At 48.5% G+C, this 19,117-nt stretch carries 16 protein-coding genes; 4 read left to right on the top strand and 12 right to left on the bottom strand.

Translation table 11 applies throughout. The annotated features are described in order from the left end of the window. Positions 1-779: 779 nt before the first annotated feature. The gene (locus KQI79_RS06275; protein WP_216537365.1) at positions 780-1,445 is read left to right on the top strand and encodes a transcriptional regulator; all 666 of its coding nucleotides are present in this window, start codon (positions 780-782) and stop codon (positions 1,443-1,445) included. A 346-nt stretch (positions 1,446-1,791) separates the two neighbouring features. Here the strand turns inward: KQI79_RS06275 and KQI79_RS06270 are convergent, their stop codons facing one another. From KQI79_RS06270 to KQI79_RS06260, 3 genes are all read right to left on the bottom strand, one after another. Continuing rightward, positions 1,792-4,896, bottom strand: a complete 3,105-nt coding sequence (locus KQI79_RS06270; RefSeq protein WP_216537364.1) for a hybrid sensor histidine kinase/response regulator — start codon at positions 4,894-4,896, stop codon at positions 1,792-1,794. Positions 4,897-4,934: 38 nt separating this feature from the next. Further along, positions 4,935-5,618, bottom strand: a complete 684-nt coding sequence (locus tag KQI79_RS06265) for a hypothetical protein (RefSeq protein ID WP_216537363.1) — start codon at positions 5,616-5,618, stop codon at positions 4,935-4,937. Positions 5,619-6,054: 436 nt separating this feature from the next. After that, positions 6,055-6,666: a PadR family transcriptional regulator gene (locus tag KQI79_RS06260; RefSeq protein ID WP_216537362.1), complete on the bottom strand. Its 612-nt coding sequence runs from the start codon at positions 6,664-6,666 to the stop codon at positions 6,055-6,057. A 143-nt stretch (positions 6,667-6,809) separates the two neighbouring features. Between KQI79_RS06260 and KQI79_RS06255 the strand changes: the two genes are divergently transcribed. Beyond that, on the top strand, positions 6,810-8,015 hold the full coding sequence (locus KQI79_RS06255) for an FAD-dependent oxidoreductase (protein ID WP_216537361.1): 1,206 nt from the start codon (positions 6,810-6,812) through the stop codon (positions 8,013-8,015). Then, on the top strand, positions 8,012-8,515 hold the full coding sequence (locus KQI79_RS06250) for a hypothetical protein (RefSeq protein WP_216537360.1): 504 nt from the start codon (positions 8,012-8,014) through the stop codon (positions 8,513-8,515). The genes KQI79_RS06255 and KQI79_RS06250 overlap by 4 nt, the downstream gene beginning before the upstream one ends. Before the next feature lie 107 nt (positions 8,516-8,622). Here KQI79_RS06250 and KQI79_RS06245 read toward each other — a convergent pair whose 3' ends face one another. The 9 genes from KQI79_RS06245 to KQI79_RS06205 all read right to left on the bottom strand — a co-directional run bounded on the left by KQI79_RS06245 (position 8,623) and on the right by KQI79_RS06205 (position 17,863). Next, positions 8,623-8,880 carry an AbfB domain-containing protein gene (locus KQI79_RS06245; RefSeq protein ID WP_290370002.1) on the bottom strand — a complete coding sequence of 86 codons (258 nt, stop codon included), beginning with the start codon at positions 8,878-8,880 and terminating at the stop codon, positions 8,623-8,625. Between the two features lie 11 nt (positions 8,881-8,891). Continuing rightward, a complete protein-coding gene (locus tag KQI79_RS06240; RefSeq protein ID WP_216537358.1) occupies positions 8,892-9,848 on the bottom strand; it encodes a glycoside hydrolase family 43 protein in 957 nt (318 codons plus the stop codon). A 10-nt stretch (positions 9,849-9,858) separates the two neighbouring features. Beyond that, entirely contained in the window at positions 9,859-10,728 is an 870-nt protein-coding gene (locus KQI79_RS06235) for a carbohydrate ABC transporter permease (protein ID WP_253297965.1), read from the bottom strand. Between the two features lie 14 nt (positions 10,729-10,742). Then, positions 10,743-11,609: a carbohydrate ABC transporter permease gene (locus tag KQI79_RS06230; protein ID WP_253297964.1), complete on the bottom strand. Its 867-nt coding sequence runs from the start codon at positions 11,607-11,609 to the stop codon at positions 10,743-10,745. A gap of 89 nt (positions 11,610-11,698) precedes the next feature. Then, positions 11,699-13,060 (bottom strand): ABC transporter substrate-binding protein, encoded by a 1,362-nt coding sequence (locus KQI79_RS06225; RefSeq protein WP_216537356.1) that lies wholly within the window; start codon positions 13,058-13,060, stop codon positions 11,699-11,701. Positions 13,061-13,230: 170 nt separating this feature from the next. Continuing rightward, complete coding sequence (locus KQI79_RS06220; protein WP_216537355.1) at positions 13,231-14,067, bottom strand: helix-turn-helix transcriptional regulator; 837 nt, start codon at positions 14,065-14,067, stop codon at positions 13,231-13,233. 464 nt (positions 14,068-14,531) lie between these two features. Further along, on the bottom strand, positions 14,532-16,022 hold the full coding sequence (locus tag KQI79_RS06215) for an Lsa family ABC-F type ribosomal protection protein (RefSeq protein ID WP_216537354.1): 1,491 nt from the start codon (positions 16,020-16,022) through the stop codon (positions 14,532-14,534). Positions 16,023-16,325: 303 nt separating this feature from the next. After that, positions 16,326-17,117 carry a sigma factor-like helix-turn-helix DNA-binding protein gene (locus KQI79_RS06210; RefSeq protein ID WP_216537353.1) on the bottom strand — a complete coding sequence of 264 codons (792 nt, stop codon included), beginning with the start codon at positions 17,115-17,117 and terminating at the stop codon, positions 16,326-16,328. Then, positions 17,114-17,863 carry an SDR family oxidoreductase gene (locus KQI79_RS06205; RefSeq protein ID WP_216537352.1) on the bottom strand — a complete coding sequence of 250 codons (750 nt, stop codon included), beginning with the start codon at positions 17,861-17,863 and terminating at the stop codon, positions 17,114-17,116. The genes KQI79_RS06210 and KQI79_RS06205 overlap by 4 nt, the downstream gene beginning before the upstream one ends. Before the next feature lie 468 nt (positions 17,864-18,331). On the opposite strand from KQI79_RS06205, the gene KQI79_RS06200 reads away from it, so the two are divergent. Next, the gene (locus KQI79_RS06200) at positions 18,332-18,712 is read left to right on the top strand and encodes a winged helix-turn-helix transcriptional regulator (RefSeq protein ID WP_253297963.1); all 381 of its coding nucleotides are present in this window, start codon (positions 18,332-18,334) and stop codon (positions 18,710-18,712) included. The last annotated feature ends 405 nt before the right edge of the window (positions 18,713-19,117 follow it).

Here is a 19,117-nt window from a genome sequence, read left to right as displayed (position 1 = left end):
TAAAATGGTGGTGTGGTAACTTTCATTTTACAGGAAAAGACGTTTTTTTTGTGTACATTTTTAACATTCAACAAAAACGGGGCGTCCAGCAGTTTTCACTGACTTTATGGACAGCCCCGAGCGGGGAGCAAGCGATACCGCAACTATTTCTTACGAAACCGAGCATCGTTATTTGGGCAAAATGGAGCTTCTCCATTTGCTAACGAAACTGGGAATCGCTATACATCATAATAGAAGGTCATACAGCGGTTTTTCACCCAAATAACGACTTGGAGTTTCGCTAAAATTTGTAATCGCCTCGTTATTACGGCCATAACGTTCCTCAGGTTCGCTAGCCCCAATCCGACGCCATGCTCGCGCTAAGCCGGATCGAAGAAGCTGTTTTCACAGCCGATAACTCCGGAGCAGTTACTCAACACAACTTTTCCTTAAAGTTTCGATATATCCATGCGCCATATGCGATTTGCCTCGTAAACCTGCCATTACCTCATTCTCCTCAACTTGGAGTCAAGCTGTTAGAACGCAACAAGAGGCAGGATCGGCTAACCCCTGCGGGGCATGAGTTTATCCCAAATGGAACGCTCCATTCCCCGAAATTCGGCATACTTTTGTTTCCAACTCGCTATCGATCGAAGTGAACGACTTGTGTGTACGGGTTGCCAAAATTTTGCTCGCGAGTTACAATTGGATTAACTCGGACGTGAAGCACACGCCGCTTCGATACTTTTGTATCGGAGCGTTTTTTTGTTGTTACAATCGAAATAAAGGTGGTGGACGTGTTGTCGACATTCGAGCAAAAGTACGGGGAGTGGCTGGAATCGAACATTATGCAAGAGAAAAATCACAGAAGGCGTGAATTGCTTGAGAAGGGGCTAGGGCACGGAACTACGGAGTTTCTACGCACCGTTTGGTTTCCGGCAGTTCAACATTTCGATCATTTGCATCCTGAATGGGAGGTGCTTGATTTTCATAACGGATACCGCTACGTGGATCTTGCTTATATGCCCGGAGGTATGAAAGGCGGGATTGAAATTCAAGGGTACGGTCCTCACGCCAGGGATATTGATGTCAAGCGGTTTAAGGACCTTTGCTGGCGGCATTGCTTGTTGGCGCTCGACAATTGGATCTTTTTGCCGATTGCTTATCTTTCTATTAAGGACGAGCCTCGCCGCTGCCAACAGCTTGTTCTTTCCTTCATTGGCAGATTCATGGCAACGGATGTGCCGACCGAGTTGACTTGTCTTGAGGCGGAAGCCGTTCGCTTTGCCCGGCGGGAGCTACGACCGTTTACCCCTATGGAATTGGCAGCTCACCTGCGAATATCGGATCAATATGCCCGTCGGGTTCTGCATAAGTTGGTGGAACTGGAGCATTTAGAGGTGGCGAGCGGGAACAAGCGATGCCGCAAATATTGCTTACGAAACCTAGCATCGTTATTCGGGTAAAATGGCGCTTCTCCATTTGCTAACGAAACTGGGAATCGCTATTCCTCATAATAGAAGGTCATGCAGCGGTTTTTCGCCCTAATAACGGCTTGGAGTTTCGTTAAATTTGAAATCGCCTCGTTATTACGGCTTTAGCGTTCCTCAGGTTCGCTAGCGATTCAGACACCGTGCCCGGCCCGTTACGCTGAAGCCGAATCAAGAAGCTTTCCCAACGCTCCCTGCGCGCGGACTGAACCCGGTTTCGCCCCCTCAGCAGTCAACAAAAACCACTTCTTGTCGAAGTGGTTTTGATTTTCGTTTTGGTGGGTCAAGTACAACATTGTACTTCCGCCCGGTCGCTTGCAATCTAACTTATCACAAATGAAACCGACGTACCCGCTCCCGGAGTGCTTGCAATGTTCAGGCCGCGGCCATACAACCGTTTCAAGCGAAAATCGACATTAAGCAGCGCGATCCCTTTACGATCCGCATCCGGCTCCAGAAGCCCGGCCGCAACCTCTTCGCTCATCCCTACGCCGTTATCGATGACGGAAATTTCCGCGCCGCCGTCAAGTGTCCTCACCCGGATCCGCACGATGCCGCCTTCCGCCCGCTTCATCAGGCCATGTCTGATTGCGTTCTCCACAAGAGGCTGTATCGAATACGGCGGTATGTGCCAATACTCCGTGTTTCCGTCCATCTCCCACTCCACTTGCAGCCTGTCCTCATATCTCGCCTGCTCGATAAACAAGTAGGACCGCACAAGTTTCAGTTCGTCGTTCAGAGGAACCCGTTCGCCGATATTTTGGAACTTAAACTTTTCGCGCAAAAAATCCCCAAAATGATCAATCAGTTCGATCATCTGTTCCGGATTGTCAGCATGCAATGCGACAATCGAATTGAGCGTGTTCAAGAAGAAATGCGGTTCGATCTGCGCTTGCAGCCAAGCCGCTTCCATTCGTATGCGTTGGCGGGCCGATCTTCTCAGATGAGTCAACGCCTGAACCCGGGCCCGAAGCTCCCTGGCTTCCACTGGCTTTGTCACGTAATCGTTCGCGCCGGCCAAAAAACCATTCTCAATATCTTGCGGGCGATTGCGGGCGGTGAGCAGCAAGACGGGCAACTCGGACACCGCGTATCGCTCCCGTATTTTTTGCGTAAGTTCGTAACCCGACATACCCGGCATCATGATGTCCGTTATGACCAGATCCCACTCTTGGCCGTCAAGCAATGCCAAAGCTTCGGCACCGTTCATCACCGTTTCCGCCTTATAGTCATCGCGGGAAAGAATGGATACCATAATGCTTAAGTTCAGCGCATCATCGTCGACAACCAGTATACGCGGCTTATCCCCTACGTACCGTTGCAGCGGATCCTGCTTCTCCTCTTTCCGATCATCCGGCACGGGCTGTGCCGCGGCAACCTCCAAAGATTGGAAGAAACCGAGGGAACCGTCGGTCCCCTTCTCATGCGCAACCTTCGCCCCAGAGCAGTCATCCGGTATCAATGTAAAGACAAACCGCGAACCTTTGGCGGGAACAGACCGGACCGAGATGGTTCCTCCATGCAATTCCACCAATTGCTTGCTTATGCTAAGTCCCAGGCCAAAACCGCCTTCGTAACCGTTCATCGGATGTGCTTGTTCATACGGTTCGAACACCCGGCGCACGGTCGATTCATCCATGCCGACCCCGGTATCCGAAACGACGATGAACGCCCGGCCCTTCTCGGTGTACGCCTCTACGCACACCTCGCCTTCATGCGTATACTTCACTGCATTGTGCAACAGATTGAACAAAATCTGAATCAAACGATTCTCGTCGGCGAACACTTTGGGGAAATGTTCCGAAACCCGATTTGTCAGCTCAATTGGCTTTCCGACGGCCATAAACCGGATCATGTCCATGACTCCGCTTACGATCGGCTGTACGGAGACGCTTTGGATATTCAGCCTCAGGCTGCTATCCTTCAGTCGCGCGACGTCAAGCAGGTCATCGAGCATAAGCGACATTCTCCTGCCTACTTTCAGCACCGTCTCCAATTCGCGAATGCTCGTTCCGCTTATGGCGTCTCTTTCCCGCTCAAGCACCGACTGGGAAATATTAATCATACCGTGCAACGGATTGCGCAACTCATGAGACGTGTTTGCCAGGAACATATCTTTTTTCCTGTCGACTTCTTCCAGCTTCTCGGTTAGCAGTTTCTGCTCGGTGTACAACTCGAAGTAGCGCTTGATCCAGATGGAAGAAAACAAAATCATGCCCAGAATAAGGTCAAACGGATAAAAGATGACCTTGATTCCCATGAACATATAAATCATCCACCAAATCATGTGATTCGAAAACGCCAGAAATGCCAAAAACTGCATCAGACTGCTTCGAATCCCCTTCACCGCCATACGAAGCACGGAAACGATGAGCAATACGAAAATGGGTGAAGCGGTCAGGAAGATCGCATATTGCATCATTTCACTGCCTTGAGGCGGAAGCCATATGCTCATCACAACCCCGACGATTGCCGCAACGCCGTATACCCGCAGCCATTTCGCCCGCCATGCTTCGGGAAGCTGTACGCTCACCATTTGCAAAATGGCATAGGCAAGAACCGTAAGCGATAGACACAAAAGCTTGTAGCTCCATGCATACGAAATTGGAAACCAATGCAGCAACAATTTGTCTTCGCTGCTATTCAAGGTGATGAGCGTGAAGCTCATGATGGACACGGCAAAGTAAAACCAATGCTTGTTTCGCTCAATGGCAAAGAAGAGCAGCAAGTAGACCGCCTGCATCATCAATGCGGCTGCGATAAGCTGCTGCGTTGCCATGGAAAGCTGCTTTTCGCGGAAAATAGCCTCATCCGTTCCGAACTTGAGCGAACGGACCAGTCCCCCGCTTCGAGGATCGGCAAAGTTGGCTGCCTGAATCACCAGCTCGATCGTCCGTTCCTTATCCGCCATGAATGTCGCTATGTAAGGAACATTTCTCGCTTCATACTCCTCGGCACTCGACGCGGGATGGCCGGAAGAAGCGATCAATTTGCCGTTGACGTACAATTGCGACGAACTGCGGATACTGGGAACATAGATGCTGTACACTTCATCCGCGGAATCGACCGCAATTCTCAGCCTGTATGTTCCGAATCCGTAAGGGGTCGGTGTATCCGTCCGCAAGTGCGCATTCCATTTCGAGGGGATATCGAGTCGCTGCGCGCGGTATTTTGCAAAATCTTGGTCATGTCCTTCGGACATCGGCAAAATACCCGGGTAGAATTCCCACTCTCCATCAAGCGTAATCGTTTGGCCGGATCCCGAATCCCAGTTCCGCAAATCCAGCAGCCCGCCCGCAGCGAAAGGTTGCCCGGACGGCTTGAATAACTCCAGCCATAAGAGGCGGCCGCCGTTCATCACCGCAATAAATAATAAAATGGTTAGAACAACGCGATATTTTTTCATAACCTTGTAAAGATTCGACAACTTTCTCCATATTCCTCCACACGCCCGGCGAAGCTGAATCAAATCAAATCTGAACTCAATGTTGAACCCAGATACTCATATTGGCGGATTCTGCCTGAGCCTCCTGATGGCACTGCCCGAAATTTCCCTTTATCTACAAGTAGGCGGCAATATTTGATGACAGTTTGCTTATGCAGTTCAAGTTCTCTTGCAGCTTGCGAAGGGCGAATAACACGATGACGCCGAATAGCCAAGCGCATCAATTCACGTTCAATTTTTGCAAATTTGTGCGGGATATTTCCATTCTGCTCTATGGTTACAGCTAAATAAGGGGCCAAAATACTGCGCAGCATAGCCACGATAAACGAAGGATTTTCCTTCAGTTCGTCCAATGAAATCGCGATAAAGCAATATCCTTGCGATTGCAGGAAGAGTCCCCGATTCAGATCCATGCGGTATTTCGTTCGATCCATAGCGTGCGAACCATAATCCATAATCTCGAATGCAAAAAAATGTCCACCCAAAATCCACATAAAATCTACAAAGTAAGACCGTCCTCGCGAGTCCCTCACTTCATACTCCGGATGCAGCCCAATAAAGTGTCCTATGAGGGGCCACCATATCTTCTCTGCAAACAGGCGATTTCCATATCCATGTCCCCTTCGCAGCGCATCCTTGCGTTCCCCTTGCCGTTTAGCCAAATGTGTCCGGATCCACTTTTCATGCTCAACATCAAAACTCATAACAAGCCACTCCTTTCCCAAAATAAAAACCCCGGACTCCTCTCCATACGGGAAGGAATACCGGGGCGTGCTTCGCCACTTGCATTATGTCAAGTTTATATCATGAATCCCCAATATTTTCAAGCTTAAAATTAATGAACCCTTGGGTGAAGCATAGACTTGTATGATTTTTCATATTAACTGAGCTCTTTTGCATCATCGAATCCGATGATTGTGCGATTTTTCATATAAAATTGAAGCCACATGATCGCATATACGGGATTGTGTACGATTTTTCGTACAATCGCTCTATTTCAACCGTTTGTATGAACCTATTGTTCGATTTTTCATACAAGAAACAAGGGGTCGAACCCCTAACCTTTACACTGCCACCGATGCGCTCCCCTACCCTTGTCCAAATGACCGCTCCATAACTTATGTCGCAAAAAAACCGGAGTTAACCTTGAAAGTCAAAAGAGAGCGCCCAGTTCAATTTCCCATCTTTTTTCTCGGTTATGGACCCATTTTCAATATCTTTGATCAATTTATGAATCCAGTTTCGTTCGGCTTCAAGCAAAGCGAGCGAGTATTCCTGTTCGATGACGAACAGCCGATCGATTCCCATGGATCGAGTCGCCTCCATCGAAGAACGGGTTTCCTCTATTTGTTTGACGAGCGCTTCGGCTCTTTCCGCCAAAAGGTCCAATACTTCCCCTGGCGTCAAATGAGCCAAAAAAGAAAGTCCTGCCGCAAATTGCGGATATTCTTTCGCAGGCAAACGCAACAATGATCGAAGCCAATCGAAAAACTCGGCTCTTCCTTCCTCCGTAGGTCCATAAATCGTCCGTTCGGGATGCCTTCCCTCCTTTTCCGTTCCAACCGATTCAATCAGGTTGTTTTTCAATAAACCCTCAATGACTGCGTAAAGCGAGCCCGTGTTCAATTTGATGCTGTCGGAAAGCCCGCGTTGCCGCATCGTAACCCCAATTTCATAAGGATGCATGGGTCGTTCGTGCAGCAGAGACAAGATAGCCAGTGCCAGCAGATTGCTTCGTTTCGGTTTAGGCAAGCCACTTCGCCCCCTTTCTGATTCGATTCATTATTATTATAGACCATTTTAAATATTTTGAAAATAATTAGTTTACTTATTGTAGTCTAAATGTTATAGTTTATTTAAACTAATAAAACAAATTGAAATGAGGATGAGGGAAAATGGAAAACTCCAATCAACAGCATAAAGCATTAATTATCGGTTGCGGCATCGCCGGTCCGGCTACGGCCCTGTTTCTGAAAAGAATAGGAATCGATTCCGTCATTTACGAAGCGGAGAAAACAAACGACGATTATGCCGGATTGTTTCTCAACCTGGCACGCAACGGGTTGCGTGTTATGGACGAGTTGGGCATTGACGAACCGATTCGCCAGGAAGGCATTGTGATGCAAACGATGAAGATGGTCAGCGGGAAAGGCAAGATGCTCGGCACGGTTGGCCAATCGACGGGAGAACCGCAAGGTTACACGATTAAAAGGGGGTTTATCCACAAAGTATTGCGCGAAGAAGCGCTGCGTCAAGGGATACCGATCGAGTTCGGCAAGAAACTAAGAAGCATCGAGACAAACGAGCCCAATCGTGTAGAGGTTTCCTTCGAAGACGGGTCCTATGCATCCGGGAACATACTCATCGGCTGCGACGGCATTCATTCCCGTACACGGAAAATTGCCCTGCCGAATTCGCCTGTCCCATCCTACACGGGATTAATCAGTTTCGGCGGTTTTGTGAACCGCAGCAAGGTGCCTTATGAACGAGGAATTCAAAAGCTGGTATTCGGCAAACGCGCCTTCTTCGGGTACATGGTCAAACCGTCGGGCGAAGTATACTGGTACGGCAACATGGATTATAACGGGCAGCCGACCCGCCGGGAATTACAAAGCATTCCGCAAGAAGAATGGCGAAAAACGATAAACGGTTTGTATGCGAACGATCTCGATCCGATTCCGCAAATCGTGCGATCGACGCAAGGGGAGATCGGCGTGTTCCCGATCTACGATATGCCGCCGGTAGCCGAATGGTATCGCAAATCGGTTGTTTTGGTCGGAGACGCCGTACATGCGACATCGCCCAACGCCGGTCAAGGCGCTTCCTTAGCGCTTGAGGATGCTATGGTGCTGGTGAAGTGCATACGGGACCTGCCGAACCTGGAACAGGCATTTTCCATGTTCCAACAATTGCGCCGCGACAGGGTGGAACGGATTGTGCAGTATTCGCGGTCCATCGGCCAACGCAAGCATGCGACCAATCCGGTGCAGGTATTTTTCCGCGATTTGATGCTGCCGATGTTTCTGAAACAGGCCAACAAGGACTCGCTCGGATGGATGTACGATTATAAAACGAACTGGGAGGATAAGATTACGGTATGAGAGAGAAGTTTGCTTTTTTAACGTTGTTTATTACGGTCTTGTTGTTTGGGGTAGTGAACGGGGGAGGCTTATACGAGGAAATGATCGTTGCTCCCGTATGGAGCGCATCGCCGCCCGAATCCTTTGCATTGATCCAACCGCCGGATGGCCTCGCGCTGATAAACTTTTGGATTCCTTTTCACATCGCTGCAAACATATTCGTTATCATTGCATTGATCATGAATTGGAAAGCGAAAAAGCGTAGAACCTATCTATTGGTTGTATTGGGGTTGTATGCGATTATACGGATCGTTACGTTTGCGTATTTTGCCCCCGAGATTACGTTTTTCCAGAATACGCCCGCCGAGGGGCCGTTTTCTCCCGAACTTGCAGCCAGGGCCGAATTATGGACTATGCTTTGTTGGTTAAGAACGATCGGTGAAATCGGCATTAATATATTGCTTTTACTCGCTCTGATCCAGCCAGGATTCCAAAGAGATACAAGGTTGTCTTCCAGATAACGATCAAGAAACCCTGTCCCTTTTTTTTAAGGCCGCAGGGTTTCTGTTGATTTAAGCGTTACTTTATAACAGTAAAGAAATGTCGGGGCCCGTTTCTACCGCGTTTTTTATTTCACGTAGAATGTAGCATCCTGCTGATCCAGAGATGAGGACACCGGAGAGATTTCCAGCAGGCCGCTCCGATGCCTCAAATAAGCGCCGGCGATATTGTAGGATTCGAAAGATGCCGCCCACGGGCTGGCAAACCCGCTACGGATGCGCCAAGTCGCATCGTTCTTGAAAAGCGTTGAATTGTCATTTGCGTCCAGCCAAACTTCTCCGTTCCGGTGACGGAGAAAATAACCCGGCATGGCGGAGGATTCGATCGATTTGCCGCCTAGAATTCCCCCGAGGGTACCGGTATGTCCTGCGAATCGCCCAGAGGGATGCCGAAATCCGGCGTTCCGTCAGGTTTCCAAGTGAATTTCTGAATACGCGTGGATCTTAAACTCGTCTCCGCTCCCGGCGCGGGCAGCGCGTGAAAGACAATCCAATCCTCGCTTCCGTCCGGAGACTGCGTGAAGCTGTTATGTCCCGTCGCGTATACGCCGTTCTCTACGCTTTTGCGGAATACGGGATTCGGCGATTTCGTCCAGGAGGACGGATTCATTGGATCGTCCGTCTCCTTCATAGTCAACATACCGAGAGCATAGTCCTCTGACCACGTCGTGCTTGCCGAATAGACAAGGAAGATGAAACCGTTGCGGTGCAATATGACCGGCCCCTCGTTAATCGCCATGCCGCCTTGCTTCTCCCATGCCAGCGTCGGAGCCGTCAGAAGGACATGATCCCCCTCCAGCGTCCACGGATCCGCCATGCGCATGATGTAGATCGCCGAGCCGTAATCCGGGAAATGTCCATATCCCGCGTATAGAAAATACAGCCGGCCTCCCCATTCCAGCACAGTGCCGTCCAGCCCGGGAACGGGCGTCGAAAGCGCCCCCTTCCACTCCCATACGCCTTCGAGCGGGTTAGCCGCTCCGTTCTCCAGCACGCAGATGCGCCGGGACTCGTCGCCGCCGCCGTCGTTGGCCGTATAGTAGATATACCATTTGCCGCCCAGCCGATGTATTTCCGGGGCCCACAGATTATGGCTGTATCTGCCGCCCGGCGGCGGCGTCCAGACCGTTTTCGTACGGCCCCCGGCAAGCCCCGTTAAACTCGAGGATTGCGTCAATTCCAAAGTTCCGGACTGCGTGGACATAAAGTAATAATAGCCGTCGGAATGCCTCATGACCCATGGATCGGCCGCTTTCTCCACGATCGGATTGCGAAACGTTGCGTATTGTGTCATTTTTTCTCCCCTATCCCTTCATTCCAGTCAAGGCAATGCCTTCGACAAAATATTTCTGCGCAAAGATAAACAACAATAAACTCGGAATCAATGCAAGCGTGGATCCAGCCAAAATATAGGTCCATTGCGAGCTATAAAATCCTTGAAAAGATGCGAGAACGAGCTGCAGCGTGTACTTCTCGGGAGAGTTAATATAAATAAGCGGCCCGAGGTAATCGTTATAACCCGCCAGGAAGTTCAGAAGTCCTTGTGTGATCAGAACCGGCTTGGATAACGGCAATAGAATCCGGAAAAAGATCAAAAACGGGCCTAATCCATCGATCTTGGCGGCATCCTCCAGTTCCTTGGGGATGGTCATAAAAAACTGCCTCAGCAGAAATACCGCGGCGGCTGCGCCGAACATGCCCGGAACGATTAACGGGAGCCAACTGTCCACCCATCCGATGCTCTTGAACAAGATGAACGATGGAATCATCGTGACCACGCCCGGAATCATCATCGTCGCCAGCAGCATGATGAACAGAACGTTCCTGCCGGGGAATTGCAGCCGCGCAAAAGCGCTCGCCGCCAGCGCGCTTGTGAACAGGCCGACCAAGCACGGCAGCGAAATAATCAGCATCGTATTCATAAAGCCTTGCAAAATATCGGATTCAAACAGAACAAATCGATAGTTCTCCCAAACGAAGTTCTCCGGTATCCATTTGGGGGGCATTTCAAATTCCAATCCTTGCTGCTTCAGCGAAGTGGACAGCATCCACAGGAAGGGTACAGCCATTACCAGCGCACCGGCAGAGAGGAATAAATACGCAAACGTTTTGCGGAATTGTTCGCCCATCCTCTTCCGTTGCCATGTGCCGCCGGAATTCAAGTTATTCGCCATGCGGTTTCCCTCCCTTAATCGTAGTGCACCCATCGCCGGGACAAATAGAAATTCAGCAGCGTTATGACCAGAATGATTAAGCCGACAATCCAGGCCATCGACGACGCATATCCCATGTTCATGTAACGGAAGGCATTCTGGAATAGATAATAAACAATCGTTGTCGTAGAATAGTTCGGACCGCCCTCTGTCATAATCTGGAATCTCGGATAATCTTGCAGCGCGGCGATGATGGCGGTGATGAGAATATAAAGCGTAGTCGGTGAAATACACGGTACGGTGATGTGCCGGAACTGCTGCCAACGGCTCGCGCCGTCGATCTCCGACGCCTCATAGAAGCTCTTAGGCACGCCTTGAAGCGCCGCCAGATACAGTACGATATTGAGGCCGAGTCCTGCCCATGCCCCTTGAATAATCATGGCCGGCATGGCCCATGTTTCGCTGCTCAGCCAAGCGGGGCCATCGATACCGATCCGCTCGAGCAAGTTGTTGAGCAGACCGTAAGTATCATTAAATATCCATTTCCACAGCAATGTGAGCGCGATAACCGAGCTAATCGTCGGGAGAAAGAATACAGCCCGGAAAAAGTTGATCCCGCGAATCTTCTGATTCAGCGCGATCGCTGTTCCCAAGGCGATCGCCATCCCAATCGGAATGCTCAGCGCGGAATAGAACGTATTAAACAACGTTTTCCAAAAAAGATCGTCATTCACCAAATTGACATAGTTGTCTGCTCCGCTAAAAACGGGATCCTGGTAGCCGCTATAATCGGTGAAGCTAACATAAACGGAAAAACTGAGCGGGATAAAGGCAAACAGCATAAATCCCAGGATCGGAGCGGAGATAAACAGATAAGCCCAAAGGGATTCCCTGCGTTTCATGTTCATCCTCCAATGCATACGGCGAAGGAAAACGCCCATTGGCGTTATCCTTCGTTCAAAGTTCGTCTCTTTGCAGCTCTCCTTGCGGCTTATTTAAACAAAGCGGGATTACCTTCCTTAATTGCCGCATCGATTTTCGGCTTCAAGTCGTTCAACAGCTGATCTGCCGTTTTTTTGCCTTCCCACATTGGAGCAAGCCCTTGTGCAAGCATGTCGTACCATTTGGCGTTAGGCAGATTCGTCCATGGACCCGCAACCTGGACTTCGGCCGCCTTGATGAATACTTCCGCATGCTCCGGCTTCTGGCCAGGCTGCAGGAATACGTCCGTATTCGCCATCGACATGAAGCTTGGGATCGAGAAGCCCATGAGCGATTGTTCCTTCTGGCCTTCCGGTCCTCCCAAATATTCGACCAGCTTGTATGCCGCTTCCACATTTTTGGACTTGCTATAGATGGACAGTCCCACGGATCCGCTGGTTCCGCCCCATTCCTTGGTCGGCAGCGGAGCCACATCCCAATCAAAGCTGAGCTTGCGGAATTCCGGTACCATCCAGCGGCCGGTGATCATCATGGCCAGCTTGCCCGTCTTGAACATTTCACCGTCATTCAAGTCCTTCAGAGCAGCCGAGCTTGGAACGACGCCGTGTACGTTCGTGAGATCCGCTGCGAATTGCAGAGCGTCGATCGTTTCCTGGCTGTTGCCGATAAACTCGCGCTTATCGTCACTCAGGAACTTGCCTCCGTTCCCGTACGCAAAGCCCTCCCACCAGATTGGACCCATGCCGTATTGGACGGTTTTGCCGTTCTCTACGACCGTCAGCTTTTTGGCTGTTTCGAGCAACTTTTCCATCCCCATCGGCGAGTCCGCATCCGGGAAAGGAACGCTCATTTTGGCGAACAGATCCTTGTTATAGTAAAGTACAGTAGGTCCGATGTCCTTCGGAAGCCCGTACAGATTCCCTTGGCCGTTGGATGCCCCGTCGTAGCGGTAGCGGGCCAGGCCCGATTCCCACATATCGTCGAGATCGATGTTGCTGTTCTTCACGTATTCGTCAATAGGAAGCAGCAGACCCTGGCTGACCCATCTGCCGAAGTCGCCGTCCGGGACATAGAACACATCGGGAGCGTTGCCCCCGGCAAGAATCGTGTTCATTTTGCCCACGTAATCTCCTGACGGAATATGCAAATAATCTACTTTAATGTTAGGGTTCTTGCTTTGAAACGCTTCTATCAACTTCGTGAAAACTTCTTTTTCGGATGGATCTCCCCATCCCGCAAATTGAATTGTGACGCGTTCATTCGACTGTTCGTTGTTCCCGGATCCGGCCGCAGCCGGCTCTTGTTTGTTCTTGTTGTTATTGCCGCCGCACGCTGCCAAAAGCCCCATTAGCAGCACCAAGCTAACAGTCACTAACAAACCGCTGAATAATTTGCTTTTTCGTAGATTCATCTTTATTAGCCCCTTTGTTTTATTCTGCCTTGCTTAGTTTTATTATCATGGAGTCCTGCTGCGCGAACAATTGTGAAAACGCTTCATTTAAACCACAAAAAAAAACGATTCTGAATCGTTTTCGACGGACGAAAAAATCCCCAAGGAGGAAAATTTGCTTGCGTTTTTGTTTATTGATTTTGCTTGCGCCACTCGAGCGGCGTCATACCGAAAGATTTGAGGAAAAAATCGTAAAAGCGGCTGGAAGAAGTAAACCCCACCTCGGTCGAGATCGAATCGACAGGTTTGTTCGTTTGCTGCAGCAGCCGTTGCGCTTCTTGCAGACGAAGATTGATGATGTACTGCTTGGGGGAAACGCCGGTCAAATCTGAAAACTTTTTGCGCAAATTACTCTCGGAAATAAAATGTTTTGCTGCAAGTTCGCTAACCGTCATCTGCGTGTAGTAACCTGCATGAATTTCCTTCAACACTTCTTCGACAATCGCTTGGTCTGACACATTCCGAGCAGCAGGCTGCATGATTCGATTCCGCTGAAACAATAGCAGAGTCGTTTCCAGAGCAATTCGCATTAAGTTCATAGCGTCTATATTGTTTTGGGCCGACTTCCATTCTTTCTCCAACTGGTAGAAGCTGATCTCGGCCCATCGCAAATCTTCTTCTTCAAGATGAGCTCTGCGAATACGCTGAGGGTTCTGCTCGAGACTATGAAAGATGTGCTGGCAATAAGCCGGGAGCCGTTCGTGGTAAAAATGAACGGAGACGCCTTGCCAAGGTTCCGTACATACAAAGCCGTGATGAAGGCGGGAGGGAATCATAATGAGGTCCCCCGCAGCCACTTTCATATTTTGCTGCTGTGTGCTGTAGTAACCCTCTCCATCCAATATTAATGTCAGCTCATCATATTCATGAGCATGCGACATAAAGAGGCCTTCGCCTTTCTCCGCCTGAAAAGTATGGGGCTTGAATCGTTCCAAACTGATCACGAAGTTTTTCTCATTATCTTTCATTGTCCCACCACCCAAGATTAATAGATACCTACATTCTAACATGTACGGCGGTAATAATATCAACCTATGCAATAACCGTATACGATGAACGAATTCAAGGCCGGATCGGTTGCTTCATTTTGCGTTTAGACATCTCAACAATCGATGAAACGGGTCCATGAGCGGAACGATCAACACGATTACCGTTAAGGAAATCACAGAAAACGACGGGCGTAAGCACATCCTCCCAAAGAAGAGACGATGTCGGTCAGACACCAACCAAACAGGAAATTTGGGGAAAAGATCTACACTGCCAATGCAGCGCTCCCCCGTTGTGGTGAGATTCATGGCCCTAATCCCCCACTTTCAGGCAGGACCGTCTTTGATTTACTTGTAAGTCTGCGCCGCAAACAAAACAGCTGCCATCTTCATGGCAGCCGTTTTGATCTCCGGTTGCAGACCCGCTGCGTCCGGCGCAATAAATTTTAGTTTATCTCTTCCAGTTCCACAATCTTTGTCGCAATATGCTTGCAAAACTCGCTGTCATGCTCCACAAAAAGGATGGTCGGAGAATGCTCCAGCAGCAACTCTTCGATTTGCATCCGGGAAATGACGTCCACAAAATTGAGCGGTTCGTCCCAAACATGCAAATGAACCCGCTCGCAGAGGCTTTTTGCGATCAGCACTTTCTTCTTCTGACCGCCGCTAAAAGAAGCGATGTCTTTTTCAAATTGCAAACGCGAAAAATCGAATTTCCTCAATATCGATTTGATCAAGCTTTCGTCAATTCCGCTGTTTCTGGCGAATTCCGACAAATTGCCCTGCAAATGTGAGGTGTCCTGCGAAACGTAGGATACTTTCAACTGGCTCCCTCTTCGAAACGTGCCGGAAAAAGGAATTTCATCGCCGCAAATCAGTTTGAGCAGACTGGATTTGCCTGAGCCGTTCGGACCGGAGAGCGCAATGCGGTCCCCTTGCTCCACAGTAAAGCTGACGTCGCGGCAAACCTTCTTCTCGCCGTAACGAATCGAAACGCGGTCCAACTCGACTAATTGCTGTTTGTGATACGACAACTGAGATATTTTCAGGCTTTCCGAGCTTTCAACGTTATTAAGCAGTTGGAATCTTTCCTCGATCGCGGATTGTTGTCTTTTCTCGATCGATTTGGACCTCTTCATCATTTTGGCAGCCTTGTGACCGATGTACCCTTTATCGACCTTGGAGCCGGAGTTGCGGGTGCCGTTTTTTGTTTTTTCCACTTCGTGCGACCAGTTGCTGGTCCGCTTGGCGGCTTCGGACAGCCGCTTGATGTCCTTCCTCAGCTTTTCGTTCTCAGCCATCTCAAAGTTGTCCTGTCGTTGTTTGTTTTCCCACCAGTCGGAAAAATTTCCTTTCTGGATTTCGATATTCGTCTTGTTGATCGAAAGAACGTGATCCACGCAGTTATCGAGAAACGCCCGATCGTGCGACACCAAAATAAACCCGCTCTTGCCGTTCAAATAATCGCTGACCAGCTTCCGAGCATGCAGGTCTAGATGATTGGTCGGCTCGTCAATAAGCAAAAAACGGTTTTCCTTCAAAAACAGCGCCGCAAGCTGCACCTTCGTTTGTTCTCCGTTGGACAACGATTCGAACGGTCGGTATAACACGTCCTCTGACACCTTTAGCAGTGAAAGCTCGCGAAGAAGCTGCCAGTGTTCAAAGTCGGGATAGATGTCGGCGACGACGTCGACGGTATTGTTTTGTTTGCGTTCAACGTGGAATGGGAAATATTCGAAGCTAACGTTAGCCGAAATCGTTCCGCTGTATTCGTACTTACCCAGCAGCAGATTGAGAAACGTAGTCTTACCCCGGCCGTTTCTCCCCGTAAAGCCCAATTTCCAGTTGGTATCAATTTGAAAGCTTACATTCTCAAAGATGTTGTCGTAACTGCCGTCATAAGCAAACGTCAGGTTCGTTACCTTGATCAATGACATGTGTCGGCAACCTCCTTTTGTTAAAATAAAAAGAGCTACAAGAAAGTTACCTTTCTTGTAGCTCAAAAGATACCCGCATCCAACCCAGTACAGGGCATGACAAGGATTTATTTTCTGAGTGAAAAGAATAAGGTAACTCTCTTGCCAATAAAGAATAAAACAAACCCTGTTTTATTCTTAAAAAAAGCGGCAAGAAATATTACATTATCCTCTTCAACTCCCATCGTTAATTGTCAGTTTAATTTTAACAGACCCGCTTCTACATTGCAACAGACTATAAATGACAACCCGCTTGCGATTTGCTTACGGTTCAATGTTTGACAATTTATCAGGATTGCGAATTGCATCGATTGCGATAATTCTGCCTTTGCTTACTGTAAGGGATACAACGGTTAGTAGCCCATCAGCATCCTTTAACACGATGCCCGGCACACCATTAACTAAGGCAATTCGTACATAATGCGGGGCTCGTTGAGTAAACTGGAGAATTCCGAATGCTACGCTCGAGGCCCCATACTCAGCTTGTTGTAGAGTGCTAACCTTACCGCCCCCATCACCTCGCCATACTACTTCAGGATCAAGCAAGGCAATAAGCCGTTCCAAATCACCTTCTAGGCAAGCCACAGCAAAAGCGTTCACTAATTGATATTGCTCTTCGTATGTTGGTGTGAACCTAGGCCGTCCACGCTCAACATGTTGCCGAGCACGAGAAGCAAGCTGCCTGACGGCAACTGTCGATCGTCCCAGTACTTTGGCGATTTCATCATAAGATAGTGCAAAAACATCATGCAAAAGAAAGGCGGTTCGTTCTGCTGAAGTCAATCGTTCAAGCACGACCATCAAAGCCATGCTTACGGATTCATCCAAGGCAACTTTTTCAGCGGGATCCATTGAATCAATGTCCTCAACCATTGGTTCGGGCAACCATGTCCCTACATATTGTTCTCGGCGAATACGAGCATCTGCATCAGCTAATGACCCTAGCATGGCGTAAGCCACCCGAACTAGACGAGGGCGTTCAGCTTCGAACGCTTTAGTATAAATTAAGTCTGTATCAAAAGTTCGTGAAGCTTCATTATAAGGTTTACGCGTCAACCCTTGGTCACCTCCTTCTTCAGCCATGTAGCAAAACTGATTGTTCCAGATACCGCTGGCTTTTCCGTCGTAGCAGCTCCAGCACGTAAAGCTTTTCCAACCATTCCCGGTAAAGGGATGGGTAAATGAATTCCGTGAATGCCAGTAATCGATTTCCACGTCTTTGCAAGGTCACGAGCATCTATAATTTCAGGGCCTGCCACCTCAATCGTTTTCTGAAACGGACGAGATTCTACAGTATCCGCTACAGCTTTTGCAACTTCATCCACAGAAACGGTTTGAGTCTTCATCCTTATCAAGGGAAGCACCTTCCAACGATTGGCCTGTTGGAACATTTCTGCAATATACTCATGAAACTGGGTAGAGCGAACAATCGTCCAAGGTACGATTCCCTCCATTACCAATGCTTCTTGATTTGCTTTCATACGGAAATAACCGATTGGAATTCGATCACAGCCAACAACAGACACGCATACGTGGTGGCCTATACCCGCAGCTTTTTCAGCCATGAGCAGCCTGCTTGTGCCATGTATAAGGACATCCTCTGCTTTCCAGGAGGAATTGCTGGCATCCACGACCGTGTCACAACCCTCTAATGCTGTCTCCAATCCCTCGCCTGTGACTAAGTCCACTGGGTACGTATGCGATTTACGACTAAGCACGCGTACATCATGCCCTCTTCTTACCAGCTCTTCAGTTACTCGCATCCCCAACTTGCCTGTTCCGCCAACGATCGCGATCTTCATCGTCATTTCTCCTTTCTTCCTCTCTACTTGGAAGACGATGCAGCCAGCTGAAATGTGACATAGTTGTAAAGTAAAAAACGGGTTTTTCCTCCCGCATACTTCAGGCATGCTTTTTAATAAAAACGCCCGAAATATTTCCCTTCATGATAAAAGGAATATTCCGGACGTGCTTCGCCACTCATCAAATCGCAACAATGATTATAGTATGCCATAACTAGGTCATTTTTCAAGAAAAATGTAGGGAGCATTTTGTACGATTTTTCGTATAACAATGGACTCCAAGCGACGAAATTACGGTTGTTTATTCGATTTTTCGTACTAAATCTCCAATTCAATCTTCTACGCAGCATTTTTAATACGATATTTCGTACAAACTCGAATCCTCCGCTTGCATGATCCGTTGTTTATACGATATTTCGAACAAAACCATTTCAATTGCACAAAATGGTTCGGGATAGGAAGCATTCTTTGCCGCGCAGCCTGAATATGCTTATCGTCCAACAGAAGATGAAGCTTCTGTGGAAATTTTTTTGTAAAAAATACGCGGATATACGAGGGGGAAATAAATTGCATTTAAATACAGAAGAGGAACAATGCTGGTTCGTCGTTGGTGAAGTTCTACAAATTATGACAGGAAAATGGGCGTTTTTAGTCATTGCAGAACTGTACAAAGAATCCAAACGTTTCAATCAATTACGAAGAGCTTTGGATCATGTTAGTACCAAATCTTTAACGGATAAAGGCAGGGACTTTCAATGCGTACTCCAAGAGATGAGAAAATGGGGGGTAAGGTGGGGAATACCTGATAAACCGAATCACAACGTATCAAATGAAGATCCAGCCCAATAGGCCCGGAGACTAACAGATATCGCCATCTACACTTGCCTGAATCGCGATCGTTCCATTTTCATCTACAACCCTTTTGGCATTACTGTTTTCTTACTGGTTCTATCATACTAATTTCCCCTCTTGTTGAATCAATTAGCTAAATTCAATTTTTAAACAAGAAAAATGTTCGTCTCCAGTACAATTACCAATCAATATTGGGAAGCTTGTAGCGTTTTTAAACTGTAGAAAATACAAAAAAACGGCATCTCTGCCGTTTGAGTTCTGTGTTGGTGGAGCCTAGGGGGATGTCCGAATCTTTGATTGAATGGCTGTCGAAGCTCACTCGACGAGGACTTTTAGCGGTAGATTCAGACGCCGTGCTCCTCCGCTTCGCTCCGTCCGCGCGGACTGAACCCCGGGGTTCGC

The sequence above is a fragment of the Paenibacillus sp. MSJ-34 genome, from assembly GCF_018918005.1.
Classification (GTDB): Bacteria; Bacillota; Bacilli; order Paenibacillales; family Paenibacillaceae; genus MSJ-34.
This window is presented reverse-complemented; position numbering and strand designations above follow the sequence as displayed.